Source organism: Streptomyces sp. NRRL F-2580 (assembly GCF_000720115.1).
Taxonomy (GTDB): Bacteria; Actinomycetota; Actinomycetes; order Streptomycetales; family Streptomycetaceae; genus Streptomyces.
Genome location: NZ_JOIR01000047.1, coordinates 20,461 through 43,177, shown reverse-complemented (window position 1 = coordinate 43,177; position 22,717 = coordinate 20,461). Strand labels below are relative to the sequence as shown.

At 74.1% G+C, this 22,717-nt stretch carries 18 protein-coding genes; 1 reads left to right on the top strand and 17 read right to left on the bottom strand.

The features are described 5' to 3' along the window. Positions 1 to 567: 567 nt before the first annotated feature. The 5 genes from IF88_RS0134795 to IF88_RS0134775 all read right to left on the bottom strand — a co-directional run bounded on the left by IF88_RS0134795 (position 568) and on the right by IF88_RS0134775 (position 5,674). Positions 568 to 2,298 (bottom strand): BCCT family transporter, encoded by a 1,731-nt coding sequence (locus tag IF88_RS0134795; protein ID WP_199808182.1) that lies wholly within the window; start codon positions 2,296 to 2,298, stop codon positions 568 to 570. A gap of 195 nt (positions 2,299 to 2,493) precedes the next feature. Then, a complete protein-coding gene (locus IF88_RS0134790; protein ID WP_158754761.1) occupies positions 2,494 to 3,045 on the bottom strand; it encodes a hypothetical protein in 552 nt (183 codons plus the stop codon). A gap of 87 nt (positions 3,046 to 3,132) precedes the next feature. Next, positions 3,133 to 3,342 (bottom strand): hypothetical protein, encoded by a 210-nt coding sequence (locus tag IF88_RS41340; RefSeq protein WP_107050697.1) that lies wholly within the window; start codon positions 3,340 to 3,342, stop codon positions 3,133 to 3,135. 81 nt (positions 3,343 to 3,423) lie between these two features. After that, on the bottom strand, positions 3,424 to 4,827 hold the full coding sequence (gene gdhA / locus IF88_RS0134780) for an NADP-specific glutamate dehydrogenase (protein WP_051838087.1): 1,404 nt from the start codon (positions 4,825 to 4,827) through the stop codon (positions 3,424 to 3,426). Between the two features lie 202 nt (positions 4,828 to 5,029). Further along, complete coding sequence (locus IF88_RS0134775; protein ID WP_030721951.1) at positions 5,030 to 5,674, bottom strand: dihydrofolate reductase family protein; 645 nt, start codon at positions 5,672 to 5,674, stop codon at positions 5,030 to 5,032. A gap of 289 nt (positions 5,675 to 5,963) precedes the next feature. Here IF88_RS0134775 and IF88_RS0134770 point away from each other — a divergent pair, with 289 nt between their 5' ends. Next, positions 5,964 to 7,055 carry a PP2C family protein-serine/threonine phosphatase gene (locus tag IF88_RS0134770; RefSeq protein WP_051838085.1) on the top strand — a complete coding sequence of 364 codons (1,092 nt, stop codon included), beginning with the start codon at positions 5,964 to 5,966 and terminating at the stop codon, positions 7,053 to 7,055. Positions 7,056 to 7,113: 58 nt separating this feature from the next. Here the strand turns inward: IF88_RS0134770 and IF88_RS0134765 are convergent, their stop codons facing one another. The 12 genes from IF88_RS0134765 to IF88_RS0134710 all read right to left on the bottom strand — a co-directional run bounded on the left by IF88_RS0134765 (position 7,114) and on the right by IF88_RS0134710 (position 22,606). Further along, positions 7,114 to 8,076, bottom strand: a complete 963-nt coding sequence (locus tag IF88_RS0134765; protein WP_051838083.1) for an SMP-30/gluconolactonase/LRE family protein — start codon at positions 8,074 to 8,076, stop codon at positions 7,114 to 7,116. Between the two features lie 195 nt (positions 8,077 to 8,271). Further along, positions 8,272 to 9,975, bottom strand: coding sequence for a PKD domain-containing protein (locus IF88_RS42580; protein WP_158754759.1), 1,704 nt, complete (start codon positions 9,973 to 9,975; stop codon positions 8,272 to 8,274). A 211-nt stretch (positions 9,976 to 10,186) separates the two neighbouring features. Beyond that, positions 10,187 to 10,546 carry an ArsR/SmtB family transcription factor gene (locus tag IF88_RS0134755; protein ID WP_030721939.1) on the bottom strand — a complete coding sequence of 120 codons (360 nt, stop codon included), beginning with the start codon at positions 10,544 to 10,546 and terminating at the stop codon, positions 10,187 to 10,189. A 164-nt stretch (positions 10,547 to 10,710) separates the two neighbouring features. Beyond that, positions 10,711 to 11,085, bottom strand: a complete 375-nt coding sequence (locus IF88_RS0134750) for a hypothetical protein (protein WP_030721936.1) — start codon at positions 11,083 to 11,085, stop codon at positions 10,711 to 10,713. A gap of 155 nt (positions 11,086 to 11,240) precedes the next feature. Then, the gene (locus IF88_RS44585) at positions 11,241 to 12,977 is read right to left on the bottom strand and encodes a thiopeptide-type bacteriocin biosynthesis protein (protein WP_234323805.1); all 1,737 of its coding nucleotides are present in this window, start codon (positions 12,975 to 12,977) and stop codon (positions 11,241 to 11,243) included. A gap of 44 nt (positions 12,978 to 13,021) precedes the next feature. Beyond that, positions 13,022 to 15,052 carry a TOMM precursor leader peptide-binding protein gene (locus IF88_RS0134740; RefSeq protein WP_267884550.1) on the bottom strand — a complete coding sequence of 677 codons (2,031 nt, stop codon included), beginning with the start codon at positions 15,050 to 15,052 and terminating at the stop codon, positions 13,022 to 13,024. Continuing rightward, positions 15,049 to 16,884 (bottom strand): hypothetical protein, encoded by a 1,836-nt coding sequence (locus tag IF88_RS0134735; protein WP_051838076.1) that lies wholly within the window; start codon positions 16,882 to 16,884, stop codon positions 15,049 to 15,051. Before IF88_RS0134735 ends, IF88_RS0134740 begins: the two co-directional genes overlap by 4 nt. Next, on the bottom strand, positions 16,881 to 18,056 hold the full coding sequence (locus tag IF88_RS0134730) for a lantibiotic dehydratase C-terminal domain-containing protein (RefSeq protein ID WP_030721924.1): 1,176 nt from the start codon (positions 18,054 to 18,056) through the stop codon (positions 16,881 to 16,883). The genes IF88_RS0134735 and IF88_RS0134730 overlap by 4 nt, the downstream gene beginning before the upstream one ends. 107 nt (positions 18,057 to 18,163) lie before the next feature. Beyond that, the gene (locus IF88_RS0134725; RefSeq protein ID WP_051838075.1) at positions 18,164 to 20,974 is read right to left on the bottom strand and encodes a lantibiotic dehydratase; all 2,811 of its coding nucleotides are present in this window, start codon (positions 20,972 to 20,974) and stop codon (positions 18,164 to 18,166) included. A gap of 201 nt (positions 20,975 to 21,175) precedes the next feature. Then, positions 21,176 to 21,358, bottom strand: coding sequence for a thiazolylpeptide-type bacteriocin (locus IF88_RS0134720; protein ID WP_030721918.1), 183 nt, complete (start codon positions 21,356 to 21,358; stop codon positions 21,176 to 21,178). Between the two features lie 23 nt (positions 21,359 to 21,381). Further along, positions 21,382 to 21,570 carry a thiazolylpeptide-type bacteriocin gene (locus IF88_RS0134715; RefSeq protein WP_030721916.1) on the bottom strand — a complete coding sequence of 63 codons (189 nt, stop codon included), beginning with the start codon at positions 21,568 to 21,570 and terminating at the stop codon, positions 21,382 to 21,384. A 391-nt stretch (positions 21,571 to 21,961) separates the two neighbouring features. Further along, entirely contained in the window at positions 21,962 to 22,606 is a 645-nt protein-coding gene (locus IF88_RS0134710; RefSeq protein ID WP_030721913.1) for a GAP family protein, read from the bottom strand. Positions 22,607 to 22,717 lie beyond the last annotated feature (111 nt).

Sequence of the window (22,717 nt, the reverse complement as noted above, 5' to 3'; positions counted from 1 at the left end):
GGCCGAGACGGCGAACATCGAGAAACGCTGCTTCCGAGAAGTGCGAGCCATGAGAATTACTCCAATAAAGGGGGGTGGGGGAAAGAATCGAAGGACAGTCATGAAATGTCTGTTTTGTCCGTCTGGTTAAAAGACTGACTCCCGCACTTCACGACGCTGTCCGCCGACTGTCACAGGCGCGTGACAGGCCCCTGCGCCGGCAGAGTCACGCTTGCCGCCCAGCCGCACGGGGGACCAGCCCGAGGCTCCCACCAGGCCGGGGCTGGTCCCACAGGGAGCGCGTGAGCGAACGCGCCCCGTGCACGTGGACGGGGCGGCTGCGGGTACGCGGGGCCTGGACATCGAGTCCCTGCCGGCCCCGCCAGTCCTCCACCCGACTGCCGAATTCGGACGGGGATCCCCCATCCGTGGGGTTGGCGGACGTCTTCGCCAAGATCACGACGAGGTCCTCCCAGACCGTGGCTTGCCTGCGCTCATGCTCACGCTGTGCGCGCCGCGCGCCGCACTGATCCTGGGTGGGCTGCCACGACGTCCGGCCGGGCCGTGCGGCGGTGGTGGGGGTGTCCGTCAGGGGGTCGGGGGTGGGGGTTCCGGGTTTGTGTGGTCGCGGTCGTCCTGTGGTTTCCCGGGGGGCTCGTCCTGGGACGGGCCGATGCGGATCTCGAAGTCGCCCGCGTACTTCTCGTGGCCCGCGATCACGGCTTCCTCCACCGCCTCCTCGGCGAGTTCGGTGCGGACGATCAGCGGGTCCTGGCGGAGGTCCCGCAGGAGGGCCCAGCACATGCCGATCATCACCAGGACGAACGGGGCCGCGACGAGGATCGTCAGGTGTTGCAGGCCCGCGAGGGCGTCGCCCTTGCCCTCGCCGACGAGCAGCATCACGGCGGCCACGCCACCGGTGACCACGCCCCAGAAGACGACGATGAACCGGGCGGGTTCGAAGGTGCCCTTCTGGGAGAGGGTGCCCATCACGATCGATGCCGCGTCGGCGCCGGAGACGAAGAAGATGCTGACCAGGACCATCACGAGCAGGCTCATCACGCCGGCGATCGGGAACTCCTGGAGCACCCCGAAGAGCTGCGCCTCGGGCGTGGTCGCGCCGGCGAGCTCTCCCTGCTCCTTCAGGCGCATGGCCGTGCCGCCGAAGATGGCGAACCAGACCAGGCTCACGGTACTGGGCACCAGGATGACGCCGCCGATGAACTGACGGATCGTACGGCCCCGGCTGATGCGGGCGATGAACATGCCGACGAACGGCGTCCAGGAGATCCACCAGGCCCAGTAGAAGACCGTCCAGCTGCTCAGCCAGTCGGCGACGTCACCGCCGCCGGTGGACGCCTCGGTGCGGCCGACCAGTTGGGGCAGCTCCTCGAAGTACGCGGCGAGGGAGGTGGGGATCAGGTCGAGGACCAGGATGGTGGGGCCGACGACGAACACGAAGGCCGCGAGGATGACCGCCAGCACCATGTTGATGTTGGAGAGCCACTGGATGCCCTTCTCCACGCCGGAGACGGCGGAGAAGACGAAGCAGACGGTCAGCACGCCGATGATGGCGACGAGCAGCCCCGTCCCGGCCTTGCTCAGCCAGCCCACCTCGTGCATGCCGCTGCCGATCTGGAGCGCGCCGAGTCCCAGGGACGTCGCGGAGCCGAACAGCGTGGCGAAGATCGCCAGGATGTCGATCACCCGGCCTGGTGCGCCCTCGGCGCGCTCCTTCCCGAGGAGCGGGACGAAGACGGCGCTGATCGTCTGCCGTCTGCGGCGCCGGAAGGTGCTGTACGCGATGGCCAGGCCGACCACCGCGTAGATGGCCCACGGGTGGAGCGTCCAGTGGAAGAGCGTGGTGGCGAGCGCCGTCTGCATGGCGTCCGCCGAGTCGGCGGGGTCGGTGCCCGGCGGCGGGGTGGTGAAGTGCGCGAGGGGTTCGCTGACGCCGTAGAACATCAGGCCGATGCCCATGCCGGCGCTGAACATCATGGCGACCCAGGAGACGGTGCTGAACTCCGGCTTCTCGTGTTCCTGGCCCAGTTCGATGCGTCCGTACCGGCTGATGGCGAGCCAGAGCGCGAAGACGACGAACCCCGAGGCGGCCAGGACGAACGCCCAGCCGCCGTTGTGCATCAGGCCGTTGAGCAGGGTGTCGGAGACGCTCTCCAGCGAGCTGGTGGCCGTGACGCCCCAGATCACGAAGCCCAGGGTGAGCACGGCCGTCACGCCGAAGACCACCTTGTCGGTGACGGGTGCCTTGTCCTCGTGGGGGTGGCCGCCGGGCAGGGCCGCCTTCACGGGCAGCCGCATCCTCTGCCTGCGTTTACGTTGCTCCTGGGACACAGGCGGCACCCTTTCGCGATCACGGCCGATGGCTTCGGTTATCCCGTACCACGGCGTGCGCACCTGTCCCGGCATCAACAGGCGTCGTTCGGGTCCCCGGGGGCGTGATGGGCCGCACGGTGTCGAGGAGCAGCGCCTGCGGTTCCCGTGCCGCTGCCGGGGTTACTTGCCGGCCAGGCCCGCGTTGGCCCCGCCGCGCAGGTCCGCGAAGCCCTGCGCGATGACGGCGGCCGGCTCCAGGCACGCCGTGCGGGTGTCCGCTGCCGTCGGCTCGGTGGCGCATCCCAGGGTTTCGTAGGTACGGACCGCGGTCTGGAGCTTGCGGGCGGCGGAGTCGAGCGTCGCGAATCCCTGGCGGCCGTCGATCTCGGTCAGGGCCAGGCCGGCGGCGTCGGATGTGGCATCGGCTGCTGCCTTGCACTTGGCGGTGAGCATCTGGGGCGATGACGTGGAGCAGGGGGAGTTCACACCCGAGCCGAACTGCCGTTCATCCGCCGAGATGCGCTTCTCGACGGCGAGCTTCACCTTCTCGGCGGCCTGTGCCCTCGCCGAGACCGGCTCCGCCGACGGCGCGGAGGAGGGGGCGGCGGCGGATGCGGCGGTGGCGGCCGGGGGGTGGTCCGAGGGCTTCGCGCCTTCGGAGTCGCTGCATCCCGTGATGAGCAGCCCGGACATACCCAACACGGCGGCTGCTCGCAGCGCTTGCCACTTCATCTTTCGCTCCCCCTGTGAACTGTCGCGTCACCCTACCCGAGGGGTGGGTTCAAGATCGGAGAGCCTTCGGGAGCGGCTACGGAGGCCTCACGCCCGGCCCCGGCGATGCAGGGCGTGCAGGGTTTGCGGGGAGAGGGAGGAGCCGATGGACGCGGCGGAGAGGGCGGAGCCCACCGAGCCGACCGACAGCACCGAGCCGACCGACCCGATCGACAGCACCGAACCCACCGACCCGGTCGACAGGATCGAGTCCTTGGAGCAGAGGGAGAGGCAGGACCTGTCCTGTGGTGGGGGCACGACACCCAGTGTCACGCGAGCGGTCCTCCGCAGGTGCTGCCGCCGGGTGCGGCAGCACCTGCGGGTGGCGTGGTCGTCGGGTCAGATGACGCCCTGCGCCAGCATCGCGTCGGCGACGCGCTCGAAGCCGGCGATGTTCGCGCCGGTGACGTAGTCGCCCGGGGCTCCGTAGCGTTCGGCGGTCTCGTGGGCGACGGCGTGGATGGAGCGCATGATGGCGGCGAGCTCGTCCTCCACCCGCTGCGCGCTCCAGGCCACCCGGCCGGCGTTCTGGCTCATCTCCAGGGCGCTGACCGCGACCCCGCCGGCGTTGGCGGCCTTGCCTGGCCCGAACGCGACCCCGGCGTCCTGCAGGATCCGTACGGCCTCGGGGGTGGTCGGCATGTTGGCGCCCTCGGAGACCGCCTTGACGCCGTTCGCGACGAGGGTGCGGGCGTCCTGCGCGTCGAGTTCGTTCTGTGTCGCGGAGGGGAAGGCCACGTCCGCGGGGACCTCCCAGACCCGGCCGCCGGGCACGTACCGTGCCGAGGACCCGCGCCGCGCCGCGTACTCGCTGACGCGGCCGCGCTCGACTTCCTTGATCTGCTGGAGCAGTGCGAGGTCGATGCCCTTGTCGTCGACGACGTAGCCCTGGGAGTCCGAGCAGGTCAGCGGGTTCGCGCCGAGCTGCTGGAGCTTCTCGATCGTGTAGAGGGCGACGTTGCCGGAGCCGGAGACGACCGCGGTCAGGCCGTCGAGGGATGCGCCGCGGACGTGCAGCATTTCGGCGGCGAACAGGACGCTGCCGTAGCCGGTGGCCTGCGGGCGGATCGCGGAGCCGCCCCAGTTCTGCCCCTTGCCGGTCAGGACGCCGGCCTCCCAGCGGTTGGTGATGCGCCGGTACTGACCGAAGAGGTAGCCGATCTCGCGGCCGCCGACGCCGATGTCACCGGCGGGCACGTCGGTGTGCTCTCCGATGTGGCGGTGCAGCTCGGTCATGAAGGACTGGCAGAACCGCATGACCTCGGCGTCGGAGCGGCCGTGCGGGTCGAAGTCGCTGCCGCCCTTGCCGCCGCCGATCCCGAGGCCGGTCAGGGCGTTCTTGAAGATCTGCTCGAAGCCGAGGAACTTCACCACGCCGATGTCCACCGACGGGTGGAAGCGCAGGCCGCCCTTGTACGGGCCGAGGGCGCTGTTGAACTCGACGCGGTAGCCGCGGTTGACGTGGACCCGGCCCCGGTCGTCCTGCCAGGGGACGCGGAAGAGGATCTGCCGCTCGGGCTCGGTGAGCCGTTCCACCAGGGCCACGGCCGGGTCGGCGTACTCGGGCCGGGCGGTGAAGACAGGGGCCAGGGTTTCGAGTACCTCCCGCACCGCCTGGTGGAACTCGGGCTGTGCGGGGTTGCGGCGCTCGATCTCGGCCCGCAGCGCTTCCAGCCTGTCCTTCGAGTCCTTCACGTGTGTCCCTCCAGGGAGTGCGCGGTGCGCGGACGACGGCAGGTGCATGATGTCGGAGGGGCCGCGAGTTCCGGTCGATTTCGAGTGCAGCGCGCCCGAACACGCGCTTTCGGAAAAGTTTTTCCGGAGGGCGGCCCCTCTGCGGAGGCTATCGCGCAGGGCGCGGCTCTGGGGAAAGCTTCTGTCCCGCGGACAAAAAACGTCCCCCCGCGCCGATGCCCGTGCGGGCTGCCAGGGCTGGCGTGAGCGCTCAGGCGTCGCGTCCGACGCCGCGGTCGGGTGCGCTCATGTCGCCGGTGGCGGGGATGCCGTCGGCGAGCCCGTAGCGCAGGTACACGGTGCCCTTCGGGCCGGCTGCCGGGGGTGCGAGGAGGGTGAGGTTGGTGGGCACCGCGCCGTCCTCGAACACCTTCTTCCCGACGCCGAGCACGATCGGGTGCACCCAGAGGTCGAGACGGTCGAAGAGCTTCTCGCGCAGGAGGGTCTGCACGAGGGTCAGGCTCCCGACGACCTTCACGTGCTCGTGCCTGTCGCGGATCTCGCGCACCGCGTCGGCGAGGTCCGGGCCGAGCCGCGTGGACCCGGCCCACGGGAGGTCGGGCCTGCCGCGGGAGGCCACGTACTTCGGGACGCTGTTGAAGAGCGTGGCGATCTCGCCGTCCTCGCCGCCCTTCTGGTGGGGCCAGTAGGCGGCGAAGATGTCGTACGTCCGCCGGCCGAGCAGGAGGGCGTCGGTGCCCTCGTACGCGGCGCCGACCTGCGCCCCGGCGACCTCGTCCAGCAGGGGTGCCTGCCAGCCGCCGAAGGGGAACCCCGCCGGGTCCTCGTCGGGGCCGCCGGGTGCCTGCCCGACGAGGTCGAGGGTCGCGAACAGCTCGATTTCGATGAGGCCCATGGCGTGCTCCCGGTGAGTGGGTTGTCTCCGTCAAGGGATAGACCTGCGGATGCCCGCGTACTCATCGCCGCGCCGCGCCGGTTTCGCCCGGTCGGAGGGTCGGGCCGTCCGGCCGAAGCGGGCGGGGAGCCTGTCGGGCAACCTCGGAGCGTCCCTGCTTGCGGACAGTTTCGGTCCGCGATGGATCGCGGGATCGGCGCGGTATGACACCCGGCCGGGGGGCGGGGGCGGGGGGCCGGCTCCGTTCGCCAGAGCGCTGTGCCCTCATTGCGCACATACTCTGGGAAGTGTGATCGAGTCTGGACGGCTGCGGCTGCGTCGGCACTACGGCCGGGGGTGGCTTGTACGGCTGTCGCCGGTCATTCTGACCGTCGTGATCGCCAGCCTGGCCTACGGCACCCCGCGGGAGATGGCCTTCAGCCGGCTCCTGCCCGCTGCTCCGGCCCTGGCCGCCGCCATGTGGCCGGTCCTGCCCACCGTCCTGCTCGGGACGGTGTGCCTCTTCCTGATGATCGGCCTCGGCTTCCTCTTCCCCGATCTGGGCACGTGGTGGACGGCCGCGGGGATCATCGCGGTCACCGTGGCCGCCGCCTACGGAAGCCATGTCCGGCTCCAGCGGGAGCGCACCCTCTTCCAGGTGCGGCTCGTCGCGGACGCGGCGCAGCAGGTGGTGCTGAGCCCCATGCCGCACCGCGTCGGGAACATCGAGATCGAGTCGCTGTACCTCGCGGCAGCGGCGGAGGCCCGCATCGGCGGGGACTTCTACGAGGTGGTCGACACGCCGTTCGGGGTCAGGCTGCTCATCGGTGACGTGCGGGGCAAGGGCCTGCCGGCGGTGGGGGCGGCCGCGGCGATCGTCAACGCCTTCCGGGAGGCGGCCTACGGCGAGATCGACATGGTCGAGGTCGCGCGCAGGCTGGACGCCAGCAGTACCCGTTACAACGCCGCCTTCGCCCCCGACGGGCCGATGGAGCGCTTCGCCACGGCCCTGCTCGTCGAGATCCCGCGCGAGGGCGGCCGTATCGACGTCCTCAACTGCGGACACCCCCCGCCACTGCTCCTGAACCGCGGGAAGCTCCGTGTCCTGGAGTCCGCCACCCCCTCGCCGCTGCTCAGCCTCGCGGAGCTGATCGGCGATCACTACACCGTCGACACCTTCGATTTCACCCCCGGTGACCTGCTGCTCCTCTATACCGACGGGATCGCCGAGGCCCGCGCCCGCGACGGCGAGTTCTTCCCGCTGGCGGCGTGGATGGGCCGGCAGCCCCCGACGCCGCCCCGCGAACTGCTCACGGCTCTTCACGGCGACCTCTTGAGCTACAGCCGGGGACGTCTTGACGACGACATCGCCGCCCTCGCCGTACGCCTGTGCGAGCCCTGAGGCGCGCAGTCCCGGTACGCAGTCCCGTGCGCAGTCCCGTGCGCAGTCCCGTGCGCGGTCACCGCGCCGGGGCCGCCGGCGGGGTGGTGCGGGTGTCCGGGGGAAGGGCCAGGCCGGTGGGGGTGTTGAGGCCGGTGGAGTTCAGGGTGCTCTGGGTGCCGTTGGGGCGGACGCGCAGGACGCGGTTGTTGAAGGCGTCGGCCACGTAGAGGGTGCCGCGGCGGTCGACCGCGAGGCCGAGCGGGCTGCTCAGGCCGGTGGCGGGGACGGTGGTCTGGGCGCCGGTGCCGGCGGCGAGCTTCACCACCCGGTTGTTGCCGCTGTCGGAGACGTAGAGGTCTCCGGTGGCGCTCAGGGCCAGTCCGGTGGGCTGTGAGAGGCCGGTGGTGGGGACGGTGGTCTGGCCGGTGCCGTCGGCCGGCACCTTCACCACGCGGTCGTTGACGAAGTCGGAGATGTAGAGGTCCCCGTCGGGTTCCAGGGCCAGGCCCCAGGGGTGCAGCAGGCCGGTGGTGGGGACGGTGGTCTGGCCGGTGCCGTCGGCGGGCACCTTCACCACGCGGTCGTTGAAGCTGTCGGCGATGTAGAGGTCGCCGGCGGGGTCGACGGCCAGACCCAGGGGGCGCGAGAGGCCGTCGGTGGGGACGGTGGACTGGCCTCCCCCGTCCGGGAGCAGCCGCACCACGCGGTTGTTGCCGGTGTCGGAGACGTAGAGGCTGCCCGTACGGTCGAAGGCCAGGCCCGTCGGGCGGACCAGGCCGTCCAGGGGGAGGGTGCTCGGGCCGCCGCCGTCGGGCGGCAGGGTGACCACGCGGTCGTTTCCGTAGTCGGAGACGTACAGCGGCAGGGAGGTGTGCGGGCGGGCGTCGTGGGGCTGGGTGACGCCCACCGCGCGCGCGGGCAGCACGCACAGGAGCAGCAGTCCCGTGACGGCGGCGAGGCCGCGGTTCAGCGGCCGGCGGATCCGGCGGGCGGGCGCTGGAGGTTCCTGTCCGTGTGAGTCGGCCGGGACGCGTTCCACGATGCACCCACCTCTTCCGCGAGGGCCGGCCGGCTGCGGTGCCGGCCCGGTCGCGTCGACCCTAGGCGGCGCCCGCGGGCCGGTCCGGAGCCACGCCATCGGCGGCGACGCGGGCCACTCCAATGCGCTGCCCCCGTCACCTTCACCTGTCGGGGTGGGCGGGGTGGCCCGCCGGTGCGGGCCACCCCGCGGGCATCACTTCGACTGGTAGACGCCGAAGACGTCGAGCACCAGGTCTGCGTCCTGGTAGCCCTGGTTCCAGAAGGTGATGACGCCGTGGTCGCCGTCGCTCGCCTGGACCAGGTTGGGGACGGTCTCGCCGGCCGTCCAGTTCAGGGTGGAGGAGCCGGGGCGCGGTGCGGTGGGCGCGGCGGGTCCGCCCTCCGCCGGCAGCGGGTGGGGGCTCGGTGCCACCGAGAGGTATCCGGTGCCGCCGGTGCCGGTGACGGTAGTGTTCAGCACGTAGGCCTCGACACCCGTCGCCGCCTCGGGCGTGAACCCCTGCGTGATGTACTCGCGGGCCCGGAACCGGCCGCCGGGCCAGCCGTAGGCCTCCTCGCGGGTGTCGAGGGTCCGGAAGGGGGTGAAGGGCAGGAAGGCGGCCTTGCTGTCCTTGCTGTAGTAGCCGACGACGTCGACCACCACGTGGGCGGCGCTCCAGGACCCGTTGAAGACCTTGATCGTCCCGTCCGTGGCCACCGGCACGATCACGGCGTTGGCCACCGTCTGGCCGGGTACGAAGTTCAGGTTCGACGCCGTGGGGACCGGCCCGTCGCCGGAGAAGGCGGTCAGGTGGCCCGGCCCGCCGGGTTCGGTCACCGTGACGTTCAGTGCCACGGCGGTGATGCCCTGGGGCACGCTCTCCAGGCCGCCGATCCGTGTCGTGAACGCGGTGCGCGCGGCGAGCTTGCCCCGGGGCGCGCCGAGGCCTTCGCGGGTGTCCACGAACCGGGCGGGCGTCATCGAGGTGTAGCCGCCGGCCGAGGCCCGGGTGAAGTAGCCGGTGACGTCGGCGATGAGGTCGACCGGCTGCGGGCCGCCGTTGTAGAGCTCCACGTACCCGTCCTCGCCGACCGGCACGATCACCAGGTTCGGGACGGACCGGCCGGCCGTGTAGTTCAGGTTCGAGGTGCCGGGGCGGTCGTAGCCGGTGCCGGGCCAGGCGGTCACGTACCCGCTGTCGACGGTCTCGGTGACCGTGACGTTGAGGGCGACGGCGGTGACGCCGGCCGGGACGGCGGCGTTGCCGGCGATCTTCACCCGGACGGAGCCCAGTCCGGGGACCTTGGTCGCGGGTGCGCCGGTGCCGTCGCGGGTGTCGAGGAGCCGGGTCGGGGTGTGCGGGGTGAAGTCGGAGCCGGGGGTGAGGAAGGCGCCCCCGTTGGCGGCCTGGACGGCGTTGGCGGTGTCGGTCACCGTCACCTTGACCTGGTACTCGCCGGACTTGTCGTACGTGTGCGAGTGGTGCAGCTCGGCGTTGCCCTGGGCGGTGGCCGTGTCGGTCTTCCCGTCGCCCCAGTCGATGACGACGCCGAGGGCGAAGTCGGCGCTCGTGATCAGGGTGGTGAGTTCGATGCCGTGCGCGGTGTGGCTGGTGCCGCTGACGTCGACCGCGAGGGCCGGGTTGGCCCCCGCGTCCGCCGCGGCCACTGCGGCCGGCGCGCTCTGGGCGCTCTGGGCGCTCTGCGGTGTGGCGGTCTTGGCGTTCGTCTTGCCGTTCGCGGCGGCGGCGCCGGGCAGGGTGGTGCGGATCGTGCGGTCGGCCGGGCTGTGGAAGCCCTCGGAGGTGAATGCCTTGGCTATCGCCTCGGCCACGCCGGCCGCGGCGGGTACGGGATCCGCCGCCTGCGCGGTGCCCGGGATGATGCCGAGACCGGCTGCCACGAGGGCAGCGGTCATTACGAGTCGGTGGTTGCGCACCGGCCCCCCAGTTGTGGTGATGAGCGAGAAGAGGGGCCAACGTACGTAAGGTTCCGGCCAAGGGTCGCGGGATCCTGGCGGCATTCACTCCATAGGGGCCAAGGCTTTACCGGCTGTGCGGTTTGTGATCGACAACCCCTGCCCCGGCCCGTGCGCGCCTCGGACGCGCGGCCGGCCGAGGGGTGGGCGGTCACAGTCTGGTCGGACCTGCGTGTACGGAGGTGTCGGCGTGGCGGAGTTCGGCGAGCAGCTCGCTCTGTCCGGCCAGCAGTTCGGTGAGGATGCGTCGTGCGGCCCGCAGGAGTTCCGCGACGTCGCCGCCGGCGAGGGCGTAGCTGACGGTGGAGCCGTCACGTATGGAGACCACGATGCCGGATCGGCGCAGTACCGCGAGCTGTTGGGAGAGGTTGGACGGCTCGATCTCGATCTCGTTCAGCAGTTCGCGTACCGGTACGGGGCCGTTCTGGAGCAGTTCCAGTACGCGGATGCGGACGGGGTGTCCGAGCATGCGGAAGAACTCCGCCTTGGCCTGGTACAGCGGCACCTGCATGCGACAACACTCCCACCCGGGTTCGGCTTTTCATGAGCTGGCGGCCAGACCTCCATCCTCCCGCCCCCTGGCTCCGGTCCACCCTCTGCTGATCACATTCAGATGTGCCGAGTTGAAGAGTCTTTCAACTCCTGGGCGTGCGGAGCCGGGAAGCAGAAGGACGGTTACAACTCCAGTTCCGCCTCGATGCGCTTGAGCTGGTGCCTGGCCATGGCCAGGTTCGCCCTGCCCTTGTCCAGGACGATGTAGAGGAACAGGCCGTTGCCCCCGCGGCCCTTGATCAGCCGGATGAGGTGGTACTGGCTGCCGAGGGTGATCAGCACGTCCTCGATCTCCTCCTCGATGCCCAGCATCTCCATGGTGCGGAGCTTGGCCCGGATCACGTCGGTGTTCCCGGCCGCGGCCACCGTGAGATCGAGGTCCTTGCCCCCGCCCAGCGTTCCGAGGGCCATGCCGCTCGTGTAGTCGACCAGTGCGGCCCCCACGCTCCCCTCGATCGAGGTCATCGCTTCCTTCAGAGACGTCTCGACACTCACCATCAGTACTCGCTCCCTCGGCTCTTGACGGCCCCGGCCGTCTTCATGCTCCGGCCGGGTGATGACGGACGACGCTACCCACTGGCCACCGGGAGGGCGGGCAAGATCCGATATTCGGCGGGAAACGCACCTTCGGGGCCGACGTGGGGCGGACGGGGTCAGCCGGCGCTCCGGTGCGGTCGGCGGCCGAGGGGCAGGAGGTACTGCAGGGGCTGGTCCGGGTCGCGGAGGCCGAGGAGTTCGTGGGCCAGGTCGTCGTGGAAGCCGCCCAGCGGGGTTCCGCCCAGGCCCAGGGCCGACGCCGTGAGCAGCAGGGTCTGGGCCAGGTGGCCGGTCTCCAGCAGGGCCAGGCGCAGCGCGCGCAGTCCGTAACGGCGGCGCAGCAGGCCGAGGTCGGCGTAGAGGGCGAGGAGGACCGGTGCCTGTTCGACGCCGATCCAGTCCGGGTCGGCGGACGGGCGCGAGAGGTAGGTCGACAGGGCGGTGATGTCCTCCAGGGGTGCCACCGGGCCGATCCGGCGCAGGGTCCGGCGCTCGGGGACGCAGTCGTAGGTGCCGGCGGGGAGCCCGGCCACGTCGAGGACGAGCAGGCGGACGCGTGCCGTGTGGAGGGCGCCCGCGCTGGGGTAGGGGCGGTGGGCCAGGGTACGGGTCGTGCCGTCGGCGAGGCGCTGCTCGCTGCGGCCGCTCTCGGCGAGGGAGTGCCACAGCAGGGCGCCGAGCGTGCCGGCGTCGAGGGGGCCGGTGAGGGCGCCGCGGAGCGAGGAGCGAGCGGCGAGGACGGCACCCAGGGACACCGCGGGCAACGGGTCGGCGGGGAGGGGGACTTCTTCGGCGGCCGGGGCCGTGGCCGGGGCCGGGGCCGGTTGGTCGTCGTCGGTCGGGGCGTACGGGCGCAGTGCCGAGTCCTCGCCGCGGCCGATCTGGAACTTGCTGCGCTCCAGGTACTGCACGTCGGGGGCGGTGTGGTCGGGCGGGAAGAACCCGGCCGGAGCGTCCGTCTCCAGCAGGGTGCGCGCGGCCAGCCGGCACACGGCCCGTTCCTCGTCGGGACTCACGCCCAGCCGGTTGAACAGCATGTGCAGCTGCGAGCCCCAGACCCCGGCCCGGGTCCGCTCCCCCAGGCCGTCGAGGGTCGCGTCGGCCTCCCGGACCCGTTCGGCCCAGCGCGCCAGCCAGGGCGCCGCCGTGCCCGCCCGGAGGCGGTCGCGCAGGTCCGTGGCGCGCCCGCCGAGGGCGGTGCGCTGCGCCGCGTGGACGGTGTTGACCCGGCTGTGGACGGCGGCGGCGGGCAGCAGCGGCACCTCGGTGACCCAGCGCCAGCCGGCCGCCTGAGCGCGCAGCCAGCGCGCGGCGGCGAGCCGGTCCATGCCGAGCGCGTACGCCGTGGTGTGCGCGAGGTCCGCGGCCGCGGCGAGCCGGGACGCGGCCGTGCCCGCGGCGGGCAGCGCCCCCAGTACGTCGAGGGCGGTGCGGGTGGAGGCGCCGAAGACCGCCTCGGCGACGGGCAGCGCCCGCGGTCCGCCGTAGCGCCGGGTCTCGGGTACGTAGGGCACGGCGCGGACCTCGCCGTGCCGGGAGGGCCAGGGGCCGGGCACGGCGGGCACCTGCCGGGCCTGACGGGCCAGCAGGTCGGGGAGTTCGGGCAGCCGCGCGGTGGTGCGGACCCGGATGCGTACGTGGGGGCCGTCCTCCCCGTAGCGGATGAAGAACCAGTCGGCCGCTTCGCCGGCGGCGACGAGGCCGTCGAGGAGCGGGGCCGCGTCACCGACCAGGAAGCGGTCGGTGTCCTCGGTGGTGGAGTGCAGGAAGAGGTGGTGGCTCTGCCAGGTGCCGGCGGCGGTGCCCGTGCCGGGGCCCGCGTGGGTGTCGGTGTCGGTGTCTGTCGTCGTCACGTCGTCCGGTCCTCGTCGTCGCATGTCGGTCGGGTCGGGTCGGGTCAGGGGAAGGGGTGCGGGTGCAGGGGCAGTTCCTCGTGGCGCGCGGGCCGGGCGGTGCGGCCCAGGCGGTGGGGCACGTCCAGCAGCCGGGGCAGGCCGAGGGTGCGCCGGTTGACGTGCCCGAAGGTCATCGGCAGCGCGCCGGGGACCACGGCCTTGACGCAGTGCAGGCCGAACCGCTCGCGCAGCCCCGGCTCGCTCTGGTCGACGGTGATCACCTCCAGTCCGGCGCGGGCCAGCCGCTCGACGGTGCGCGTCAGGAGGTCGGAGAGGTCGGGCACCGGCGCGGGGGCACCGGGCCAGGCCTCGGCGGCCGCCACGGTCGGGGTGTCGGCGAAGAGGAACTCCAGGCGGGGGGCCGCCTCGGGCAGGGTGCTCAGCCCGACGTGGTCGTCCAGGGTCAGGACGAGTTCCGGGCGTTCCAGCATGGGCCGCAGCCGTGCGGGATCGCGCGGCCCTCCCTCGGCGAAGGAGCGGTGCGGTGCCTCCAGTACGTTGGTGACGGCCTCGGCGACGGCGGAGCGGATGGCGGCGCGCGGATCGTGGTGGGCGCCGGCCGCGAGGAACATCCGCGGCGCGTCCGGGTGGCCGCCCTCGTAGCGGCAGACGGCCAGGACGGCCGGGATGCCGAAGTCGTTGGTCGCGTCCAGGAGGAGGAGCCGGTAGCCGGCGGCCGCCGCCCGGTCCGCGAGCAGCAGGGTGTCGGTGTCCTCGGCCGGCAGGCGGACGCGGCGCAGCGGGGTGGCCGCGTACCAGGCCATGAGGAAGGCGTCGCGCTCCGCGACCTCGAACAGCCCGTACAGGGCGGCTTCTTCGGGGCTGTTGCCGAGGCCGCAGCCGTTGGAGGACTCGTACACGACGCGCGTCCGGTCCGGGCCCGGCACGTCCCAGTACGCGACGTGCTCGGGGACCGCGGTCGGCCGGTGGTGGGTGAGGGACCAGCCGCGCACCCAGTGCAGCGGCAGGTCCGGGGTGTAGGGGACGGTGGGCGAGCCGGGGTGGCCGTGGTGGGCGGGGTCGGGCAGGCCGAGCCGTTCGGGGTCCAGTGCCTGGTCGGGGCCCAGTTCGGCGAAGGAGGCCCGCAGGTGGGTGCGGCGGCCGGTCGGGCGCATGCCCGCGTACCGTTCGACGGCCTCGAAGAGGGCGGTGCGCTCGCTGTCGGCGAAGGTGCGGGCCCGGCCGTGGCCGCCGTCGTCGACGGACCGGCCGTCGGTGACGATCGCGCTGGTGAGGCTGAACGCCGAGTCCTCGGAGCGGCGCAGCAGCCGCACCGGCCCGAACCGCGCGTCGTACAGGGCGGCCCGCAGTGCGGCGCCGCTCGTACGGGGGTTGGGGCCGCGCAGGACGGCCGGGTCGGGCATCGGGCGCGGCCCCGAGGGCAGCGGGCTGAGGGGGGTCTGCGCGTCGGACGGCAGCGGGCGGCACACGTCGCAGCCGCCGACGGGGCGGACGTGGTGGGTGGACCAGGTGCCGCGGCCCTGGTGGACGACGTGGACGACGGCCGAGTCCGGGCCCCCCGGGTCCGGGTTCGGGTCCGGGTTCGGGTCCGGGTTCGGATCCGGGTTCGGATCCGGGTGGTCGAGGAGCTCCTGTACCAGGGCCTCGACGGCCGGGGTCAGGGCCGGTGAGGGCACTCCGGCCAGGGTCAGCTTCGGGCTCTGCCACGGGACCCGGCCGCCCGCGGTCGCCAGCCGCTGGTACTCGGTACAGACGAGGCAGGCCGCGGCGCCCGGCCGGAGCACCGGCCCGACCACCGCCAGCGCCCCGTCGAAGCGCACCGGGACCAGGACCACGGGCCGGCGCAGGGCATGGCGGCTCAGTTCCTCGGCGAGGCCGAGCGTCCACCGGGTCAGCAGGACCGCGGCCCGGCCGGCGGTGGCCGCCAGGGCGGCGGGGGCGTCCAGTAGGGGGACGGCACCCGGACCGGCGGCGGCCAGAGGTCCGGCCATGGGTGCGGGGGCGGGGGCGACGGCGGGGCCCACGGGTGCGGGGGCGCCCATGGGTGCGGGGGCGACGGCGGGGCCGGTCATCGGGCCTCCTCGGCGGTGCGCAGCACGGTGAAGCCGAAGGAGCGCAGCAGGCCGGCGGGTTCGGGGTCCGGTGCGAAGGCCGGTGTGAGGGCGGCGGGGCCGGCTCCGGACAGTCGGTGCAGGGCGTCCTGGAAGGCTTCCTCGCGCCCGGCCAGGTCGGCGAGCCAGCCTCCCGTCCAGCCGAGGTCCTCCCAGGCGGCGGTGCGCGCGCCTTCGGCCGCCAGCGGGGCGGACGCTCCGCCGGAGGGCCGGGGGCGGGCGGCGGACGGTCCGGTCGCGGCGGTGCAGGCGGCGGTGACGGCGGCCAGCGCGGCGAAGGACGCGGCGTCGCCGGGCGTGGCCTCGACGGCCTCGCCGAGCACCGGGCCCGGCTCGCGCCCCGGTCCCGCCGGGGTGCGGCGGACCACGGCCCGGTAGGCCTGCGCACGGGGGGCCGCCCGGTGCACCTCCAGGCGCGCGGCGACGGCGAGCCGGTCGGTCAGGGTCGTCCACCAGTGGCGCAGCTGCGGGTGGCCGGACCATCGGGCCGGGTCCACCGCGGTGCGGCCGTCCGGGACGGCGGCGGCGAGGCGGCGTGCGGCAGCGTGGCGCAGGGCGCGGCCGCGGGCGTGCCCCGGGTCGGCCCCGACGGTGAACCCGGTGTCCCCGAGGAGCAGTTCGGCGGCCCGGCAGAACAGTTCCAGCCGGGCCAGGTCGAGGCGGGGCCCGCCGCCGGTCAGTGTGCGGGGTGGCCCGGCGTTCCCGGTGGCGGGGCCGGGCAGTGTGCAGGTGGCGAGGGGCACCGGGAGTTGGGGCAGCTCCCCCGGCAGCGGTCCGGGCAGGGGTCCGCAGCGGTGCTCCCCGAGGGCGGTGATCCGCCGCAGCGCCTCACCGAGCCCGGCCGGGGGCGCGAGGCGGACGCGGCGGTCCTCGTCGATGCGCTCGGGGCCGAGCCAGCTGTGGTGGTCGGCGCGCGCGGGGCGGATGTCGGCGAGGAGGACGGCGGGGATGCCGGGGAGCAGCCGCGGGTCGTCTCCCTCGGCGGCCGGGTCGGGCAGTCCGGCGGCCGCGCACAGCAGCCGGTGCGCGGCGGCGCCGGCCAGCAGCGCGGCGAACGCGCCCGGGACCCCGGGGGGTTGCGGCGCGGCAGCGTCCCCGGCGGCGTCGGCGAGCCGGGTCTCCAGGGCCGCCGCGTCGGCGCGTGCCTGGGCGGCGCTGCCGGGAGCGGTCACGTATCCGGTGGCGCCGCCCCGTCCGGCCGCGACCGCCCGGTCCCGGCCGGTGCCGGCGCCGCGGACGGTGAGCAGGACCCGGTCCCCGGGCAGCCGCGGGTCGGGGGTGCGGGTGACGGGCAGACCGCAGGCCTCCAGTGCCCGTACGGCGGCGGCGGCGGGCGGGGCGGCCGGGTCGCGGGCCAGGACCTCGGCCCGGGCGGTGGCGAGGGCGGCGGCCGCGTCGGCGGGGCGGGCGGCCGTGGCGTCGATCCACCGCGCGACGGCGGGGTCCACGGCGCCGGCGGGGTCCGGGGTCCCGGCGGCGGACGGGGTCCCGGCGGCGGATGGTCCGGGGACGAGGAGGTCGTGGGCGGCGAGTTGGCCGACGAGGGTGTCGACGGCGACGCGGACGGCCGAGCCCGGCTCCAGGCCCTCCCGGAACTGTGTGAGACGGCCGGCGCGCAGGGGTTCCTCCAACAGGCCCCACACCACCGGGACCGCGGTGCTGCCCTCCAGGGTGACGCTGCCGCGCCGCCCCCGCAGGTGCAGTCCGGCGCGCAGCGGGGTGACGGCGGTGCCGGGGCGCAGCCTGTCGCCGCCGCTCGCGCCGCGGCTCCTGCCGGTGTCCGAGCCGGTCATGTCCGGGCCTCCACCGCGTCGATGACGGCGCCCATCTCGGTGCGCCAGTCGCAGCCGGTCAGGGCGGGCACGGCGCGGACGACCAGGTGCGCGGCGAGGTAGCGCTCCAGCGGGCGGACGTCACAGACGGCCAGCAGCCGGTACAGGGCGTTCGTACAGGCCCGGTGGACGAGGTAGTCGGGGCGGCTCCACATCGCGCCCTGCGGGTCGGCGCGGCGCAGCAGTCGGTGGAACTCGCTGTAGCGGGTGCGGATGTCCTGGTTCCAGCGCTCGTGCGCGGCGGCGTCGCCGGTGGCGGCTGCCCGGACCCGGTAGGCGAGGGGATCTCCGTGCAGGTCGGCGCCGGCGTCGTAACGTTCCTGCGTGAGCCGCCAGGCGCCCTGCGAGAAGCCGGCCCAGGCCTGTTCCCAGTCGTCCGCGCGCCCGTCGGCGATCCGGCCGACGAGGGCGGTCACGGTGTCCTCCGCCTGCTCCCCGTGCCGTTCGAAGGTGGCGCGCAGCCTTCCGTCCGGGTCGTCGTGGAGCAGGAAATCCTCCAGGTGGGAGACGTAGGACCAGTGCCCGCCCGTCAGGCCGCCGGGGTGGGCGCAGGCGTGGGCCGCGAGGGCGGTCACCGCGAGGCGGAGCCGGGCCCGGCCGGTGTCGCCGTGCCGGCCGAGGAAGCCGGCGCCGGCCCGCAGGGCGTCCAGGCCGGACCGCAGCAGGTCCTCCCGCAGGGCGGTGCCGTCCGCTCCGAGCAGTCCCCGTACGGAGGACCGGTCGACGGGCTCGGTCCGGACCGTGTTGTCGGGGAGGAGCGGTTCGTAGGGCGGGGGGATGAGTTCGGCCCGTCCCGCCTCGGCGGCCCGTTGGAGGAGCTGGGCCTCGGTGAGGTCGCTGTGCGAGGGGTGCGCGCGCAGCCAGGCGCGGATGCGCCCGGCCGCGGTGGCGGCGGTGTCGGCGACCTGGGCGGGATCGGTGCCCTGCAGGCGCAGTCGCAGGTGCGGGCCGTGCAGCCAGTGCCGCTCCACGTGGGCCGCGGTCCCGTCCGCGGCGGCGTCGGCGGCGAGCGGCAGCATCACCTCGCGCAGCAGCGGGGCCTTGACGGGGTGGTGGTAGTACGCGACGACGTCCAGCGCGCCGCTGTCGCGCGGGTGGGCTCCGGCGGGGGCTCGGGGGTCGGGGGACGGCATGTCCGGCAGGCTCCTCTCCTGGTGCTGCGGGCTTGGCGGGCTCGGCGGGCTCGGCGGGCTCTGTGGACGCGGCCGGCTCTGTGGACGCGGCCGGCTCGGCGGGCGGGTCATCGCGGGCGTCCGTCCCGGTAGACCTCCAGGACGAGTTCGACGGCCCGGGCGGGTGCGGCCAGGCCGCCGGGTGCGGGCAGCGCCTCTTCGAGGACGACGCCGTCGGTGTGCCGGGACAGCCATTTGGCGAGGCAGCGCAGGTGCAGGGCATTGCCGAGGTCGGCGAAGTGCGGTTTGGGGCGGGCCAGTCCGCTCAGGAAGTCCTCGGTGGCCCGGCCGGTGGGGGCGCCGGCCACCGGGTGCAGGAAGACCTGCTCGGGCAGGCCGAGCAGGGCCCGCCAGTGGGCCGCGGCGGCCGCGGGGACCCGGCCGGGGCCGGTGTCGGCGGCGAGGTCGGCGCGCAGCCGGGCCACCACGCCGGAGGGCAGCAGCCAGCGGCGGCGCTGGAGCACTACGTGCCGGTGGCGGAGCCGGGAGCTGACGGTGACGTGGCCGCCGGGTGCGGCCAGGGTCCGGCGGGGGGCGAGGGACCGGAAGTCCACGACGCCGCCCGGGTGGTCGGCGAGGTGGGGCGCGATGCGGGCCGGCAGCAGCACGGGGGCGAGGAAGCCGGGGTACAGCACGTCGAGCATCTCGCCGGTGGTCCGCAGGCGTACCCGGATCTGGTCGGTGGCTTCGTCGTGGACGAGTTCCAGGTCGGCCTCGGCGATCGGGGTGCGGCGGCGGTCGGGGCCGATCTCGTCCGGGACGAGGAGGGGGTGGAGGTTGGCGTTGAACCCGCCGACGGGGCGGATCTGGGCGGGCCGGGCTCCGGGACCGAGGCCGCGTCGGAGCTGCCCGGACACCTCGGCGGTGGCGCGGGGGTCCAGGGAGTCCAGGAAGCGGCTGGCGAAGCGGCCCCAGCCGCCGTAGACGTGGTTGACGGCCAGCAGCCCGGAGGCGGGGTCGCGCTGGAGGAAGTAGGCGTAGCTGAGGGGCCGTTCGACGGTCGGCGCGGGGAGCCGCTCCCCGAGGGTCTTGAGGGTGTCGGCGGGGAGCACCGCCTCGTCGCGGACACGGGAGGGATCGGAGGGGCCGGGGGTGTCGGGGGTGTCGCGGCCGGCGGGGCCGTTGTCCTCCCGCAGGGCGTCGGCGACCTCCGCCCGCAGCCGGGCGAGGGGTTCGGTCGCGCTGGGGAACGCGCCCTGGTCGGCGGGGTCGAGGAGGGCGATCCGTCCGGCGGACTCCCAGGCGGCGGTGACGTCCGGGCCGAACTCCCAGGGGTGCGCGCAGCGTCCGCCGGCGCCGTAGCGCTCGACGAAGCGGTCCCGGACGGCGCGGCGGACGAGATGGCCGAGGTCGAAGAGTTCGGCGAGGGCGGTGACCTCGCCGAGCGCCTCGTGGTCGGCGGCGCCGAGGAAGCCGTCGAGCGCCAGCGGGCGCGGGGCGACCACGTCCTCGGACAGGACGGTCAGCGGGGCGGAGGCGGTGGGGACGGGCCGGCCGGCGGCGGCCAGCTCGGCGGTCCAGCGTTGGGTGAGGAGGCTGAGCCGGTCGGGGCGCTCGGCGGCGGGTGCGGCGGCGAACCGGGCGGTCAGCGAGCCGAGTTCGGCGATCCGGTCGGCGCGTTCGGCGTCCTCGGGGTGGCCGGGCGCGAAGGACCGCAACCAGGCGGCGAGGCGGTGCAGGGGGTCGGGGTCCTGCGGGGGGACGGGGTCCTGCGGGACCAGCAGGCCGGCTTGGGCGAGCTGGTCGAGGAAGGCGGCGGCCGCGGCCCGGCCGTCACCACCACCGCCACCACCACCACCGCCGCCACCGCCACCGGCGTCGGCGTCGGCGTTGGCGTTGGCGTTGGCGTTGGCGTCGGTGTCGGCGTCGGCCGGGCAGAGCGCCGCGGCCAGCCGCCCTGTCAGCTCCGCGAGCGGTACGGGGTTCTCGGCGAGGGCGGTGAGCAGGCGCAGCGGTCCGCCGGCGGCCACCTCCGCCTCGTCCTCGCCGGGCACGAGGTAGCGGCCGCCGGCGAAGGAGGGCCGGTCGCGGGAGTACGCGGCCCGTCCGTCGGCGGTCCGTGCGGTGCTGGTGATGCGGTGGGGCAGCGTGGTGCGGCGGTGCGGAGCGTCGAGGAGGGCGAGGGTCAGCGCGGTCGTCAGGGTGCGGTTGACCCGTACGACGGGGCACAGGGGGCCGTCGAGGACGGGTGCGGCGCCCCAGGAGGTCACCGGGCGGACCGGGCCGTCGGCGGGGGCGCCGGCCAGCGGGCCCCATCCGACGGCCGTGAACCATGACAGCGGGCTGGTCTTGGTGCTGGCCCGCAAGGCGTAGCGCAGCACGGTGGGCTCCTCTTTGCGGGCCCGGCGGTCGGCCGCGCCGGTGGCGGCGCGGTTCACGGCGCGCAGCAGGTCGGCGCTGGTCAGGGCGGTGGCCTTGGCGAGGGCGGGTTCGCGGCAGAGGGCGGCGAGCGCGGCGCGTTCGGCGTCGAGGGCGGGGCCCGTGGCGGCGTCGAGGGCGGTGAGGAGGGCCTCGCGGTCGGCGCGCAGGGTGAGCCATGCGTCGAGCCGGGGAAGGCGGGCGGGGAGGTCGCCGAGGCGGGCGAGCAGGGCGGGGCGGGGTTCGCGGCCGTTGTGCAGGGCCCGTCGCAGGGGCAGGGCGACGTCGCGGTGGAAGTCGGCGGGGTGGCCGTCGCGGGCGGCGTACAGGTCGTCGCAGAGTGGTGCGGCGGTCAGGGCCAGTTCGGTGTCGAGCCGGTGGAGGCGGGCCAGCAGGTCCCGGAAGGCGGCCGGGGCCGGGTGCTGGGCCGGGTGGGCGAGCACGGTGGCGCGGGCCAGCGCGTAGGGGGCGGAGCGTACCCGGTAGCCGTCGGCGCCGGGGGTGGAGTGCGGCTGCGGCATGGGTTTCCGTCCTGTGGGTGGGGGCGGCGCGCGGGCTCCCCGCCGGGCGCGTGGCACGGCGGGAAGCGTCTGCCGAGCGGTGGTGCGGTCGTGCCGTCGTGCGGTCGTGCCGTCATGCGGTCGTGCGGTCGTGCGGTCGTGCCGTCGTGCGGTCGTGCGGTCGTGTGGTGGTGCCGTCGTGCGGTGGCGCGCCCGTACCCCTTACACGGGGAGTTCGGGCATCTGCGGGTGGGCGCAGGAGGACGAGCCGCAGGAACAGGAGCTGCCGCCGTTGGACGCGCCGCCCTCGGGCAGCGCGACCGTGTCCCGCATGGAGGTCACGGTGAGTTCACCGAGGTCGAGTTCGTCGAGGTCGAAACCGGAGGACTGCGTGCGGTCGGTCATGGGGTTTCCTCTCGTTGGCGGGGTCAGGCCTCGAGGGCGACGGAGTACTGCGGCTGGGCGCAGGACGACGATCCCTGGCAGGAGCAGGAGCCCCAGGACGCCCCGCCCTCGGGCAGTGCGGAGGTGTCCCGCATCGAGGTGACGGTGAGGTCTCCGAGATCGAGCTCCAGGTCGTGGAGTTCGAATTCGGGGGTACGTGCGGTGTCGGACATATAAGTCTCCCGGGGTGTGGAAGCGGAAAGCCGAGGGTGCACTGGACTTCAGTCGGCAGGATCGTTCGGAAAGCATTGCGAGGTCGTCCGGACGACGGCAAGCGTGCGGGGCTTCCGCGCGCTACCTGGGCAAGTCCGGTTCTACTTCGTCACGTTGCCGCCGATGAAATCCGGCCACGGGGGTGTTCCGGCCGAGGTTTCGGCCGCTCCCCAGTATTCCCCGGGGTCGCTCGAGCCCCGCCGGAGCGTAAGCGGCCGCATTTCCCGTACGGGGCGCGGAAATTGCGCCGACCGGCTTGATTTCGGTGAATTCCCCGAGCGTTTATCGGGGCGGGCAGCCGGGGCCGGGGCACGGTGGTGAGGCTCGGCCCGTCGGGCGGATCAGTACGCGTCAGGCGACCAGCTCATAGATGCCCCGGGCCGCCAGCCACAGGCCGACGAGCAGGGAGAGCGTGACGATCAGCTGCTCCTGGTGCTGCGCAAGCCACGTGCGCAGGGCGTCCAACCGGGCGCCCGCGGCGGCCGGTGCCCAGACCGTGTACATCTCCATGACGATGAGGCCGAGCGTGGCCAGCAGGCAGTAGCCGGTCAGTGCCAGCCAGTCGGTGAGGGAGGAGAGGTCCGCGGCGACGACCGTGGCCGCGCCGGCGCCGACCAGCGCCCAGGGCTGCAGCAGCCAGGCCAGCCCGGCGGCCGTCACCAGTGAGGCGCCGTCCACCCGGGCGGTCCAGCGCGGCGGGCCGTGCGGACGGGGCGGCCGACGGCGCCGGTGCGCCGCGTACAGCACCATCCCCAGGCCGATGGCGAGTTTCGCACTCGCCGCGCCGGTCGACGGCGCGCTGTGGCGGGCCGGGGGTTCGCCGCCGGTCAACAGCACCACGCACGCGATGACCACGACCAGGTTGGCGAGCCACGACAGCAGGAACGCCATGCCTTTGCGGACGCCTCGCTGTGAGGAGAGCAGCAGGATGAAGGCGCTGTTGTGCAGGGGCCCCAGGGTGATGGCCGTACCGATCACGACCAGGTCGAGGACCATCAGCGCAGTCACTCCCGGAGGCCAGGCCGTCTGCCGCCTTCGGACGGGTGGACCGGAGACGGGGTCGGGCGGCGCTGTCACGACACCGCGTTCCGACTCTGCGTCCGGCGG

Bases quoted from the DNA above. Each gene is read 5' to 3' on its own strand.
- IF88_RS0134795 (WP_199808182.1), bottom strand. From the start codon at position 2,298: ATGCGGCTGCCCGTGAAGGCGGCCCTGCCCGGCGGCCACCCCCACGAG.
- IF88_RS0134790 (WP_158754761.1), bottom strand. From the start codon at position 3,045: ATGAAGTGGCAAGCGCTGCGAGCAGCCGCCGTGTTGGGTATGTCCGGG.
- gdhA (WP_051838087.1), bottom strand. From the start codon at position 4,827: ATGCACCTGCCGTCGTCCGCGCACCGCGCACTCCCTGGAGGGACACAC.
- IF88_RS0134775 (WP_030721951.1), bottom strand. From the start codon at position 5,674: ATGGGCCTCATCGAAATCGAGCTGTTCGCGACCCTCGACCTCGTCGGG.
- IF88_RS42580 (WP_158754759.1), bottom strand. From the start codon at position 9,975: ATGACCGCTGCCCTCGTGGCAGCCGGTCTCGGCATCATCCCGGGCACC.
- IF88_RS0134755 (WP_030721939.1), bottom strand. From the start codon at position 10,546: ATGCAGGTGCCGCTGTACCAGGCCAAGGCGGAGTTCTTCCGCATGCTC.
- IF88_RS0134750 (WP_030721936.1), bottom strand. From the start codon at position 11,085: ATGGTGAGTGTCGAGACGTCTCTGAAGGAAGCGATGACCTCGATCGAG.
- IF88_RS0134740 (WP_267884550.1), bottom strand. From the start codon at position 15,052: ATGACCGGCCCCGCCGTCGCCCCCGCACCCATGGGCGCCCCCGCACCC.
- IF88_RS0134735 (WP_051838076.1), bottom strand. From the start codon at position 16,884: ATGACCGGCTCGGACACCGGCAGGAGCCGCGGCGCGAGCGGCGGCGAC.
- IF88_RS0134730 (WP_030721924.1), bottom strand. From the start codon at position 18,056: ATGCCGTCCCCCGACCCCCGAGCCCCCGCCGGAGCCCACCCGCGCGAC.
- IF88_RS0134725 (WP_051838075.1), bottom strand. From the start codon at position 20,974: ATGCCGCAGCCGCACTCCACCCCCGGCGCCGACGGCTACCGGGTACGC.
- IF88_RS0134720 (WP_030721918.1), bottom strand. From the start codon at position 21,358: ATGACCGACCGCACGCAGTCCTCCGGTTTCGACCTCGACGAACTCGAC.
- IF88_RS0134715 (WP_030721916.1), bottom strand. From the start codon at position 21,570: ATGTCCGACACCGCACGTACCCCCGAATTCGAACTCCACGACCTGGAG.
- IF88_RS0134710 (WP_030721913.1), bottom strand. From the start codon at position 22,606: ATGGTCCTCGACCTGGTCGTGATCGGTACGGCCATCACCCTGGGGCCC.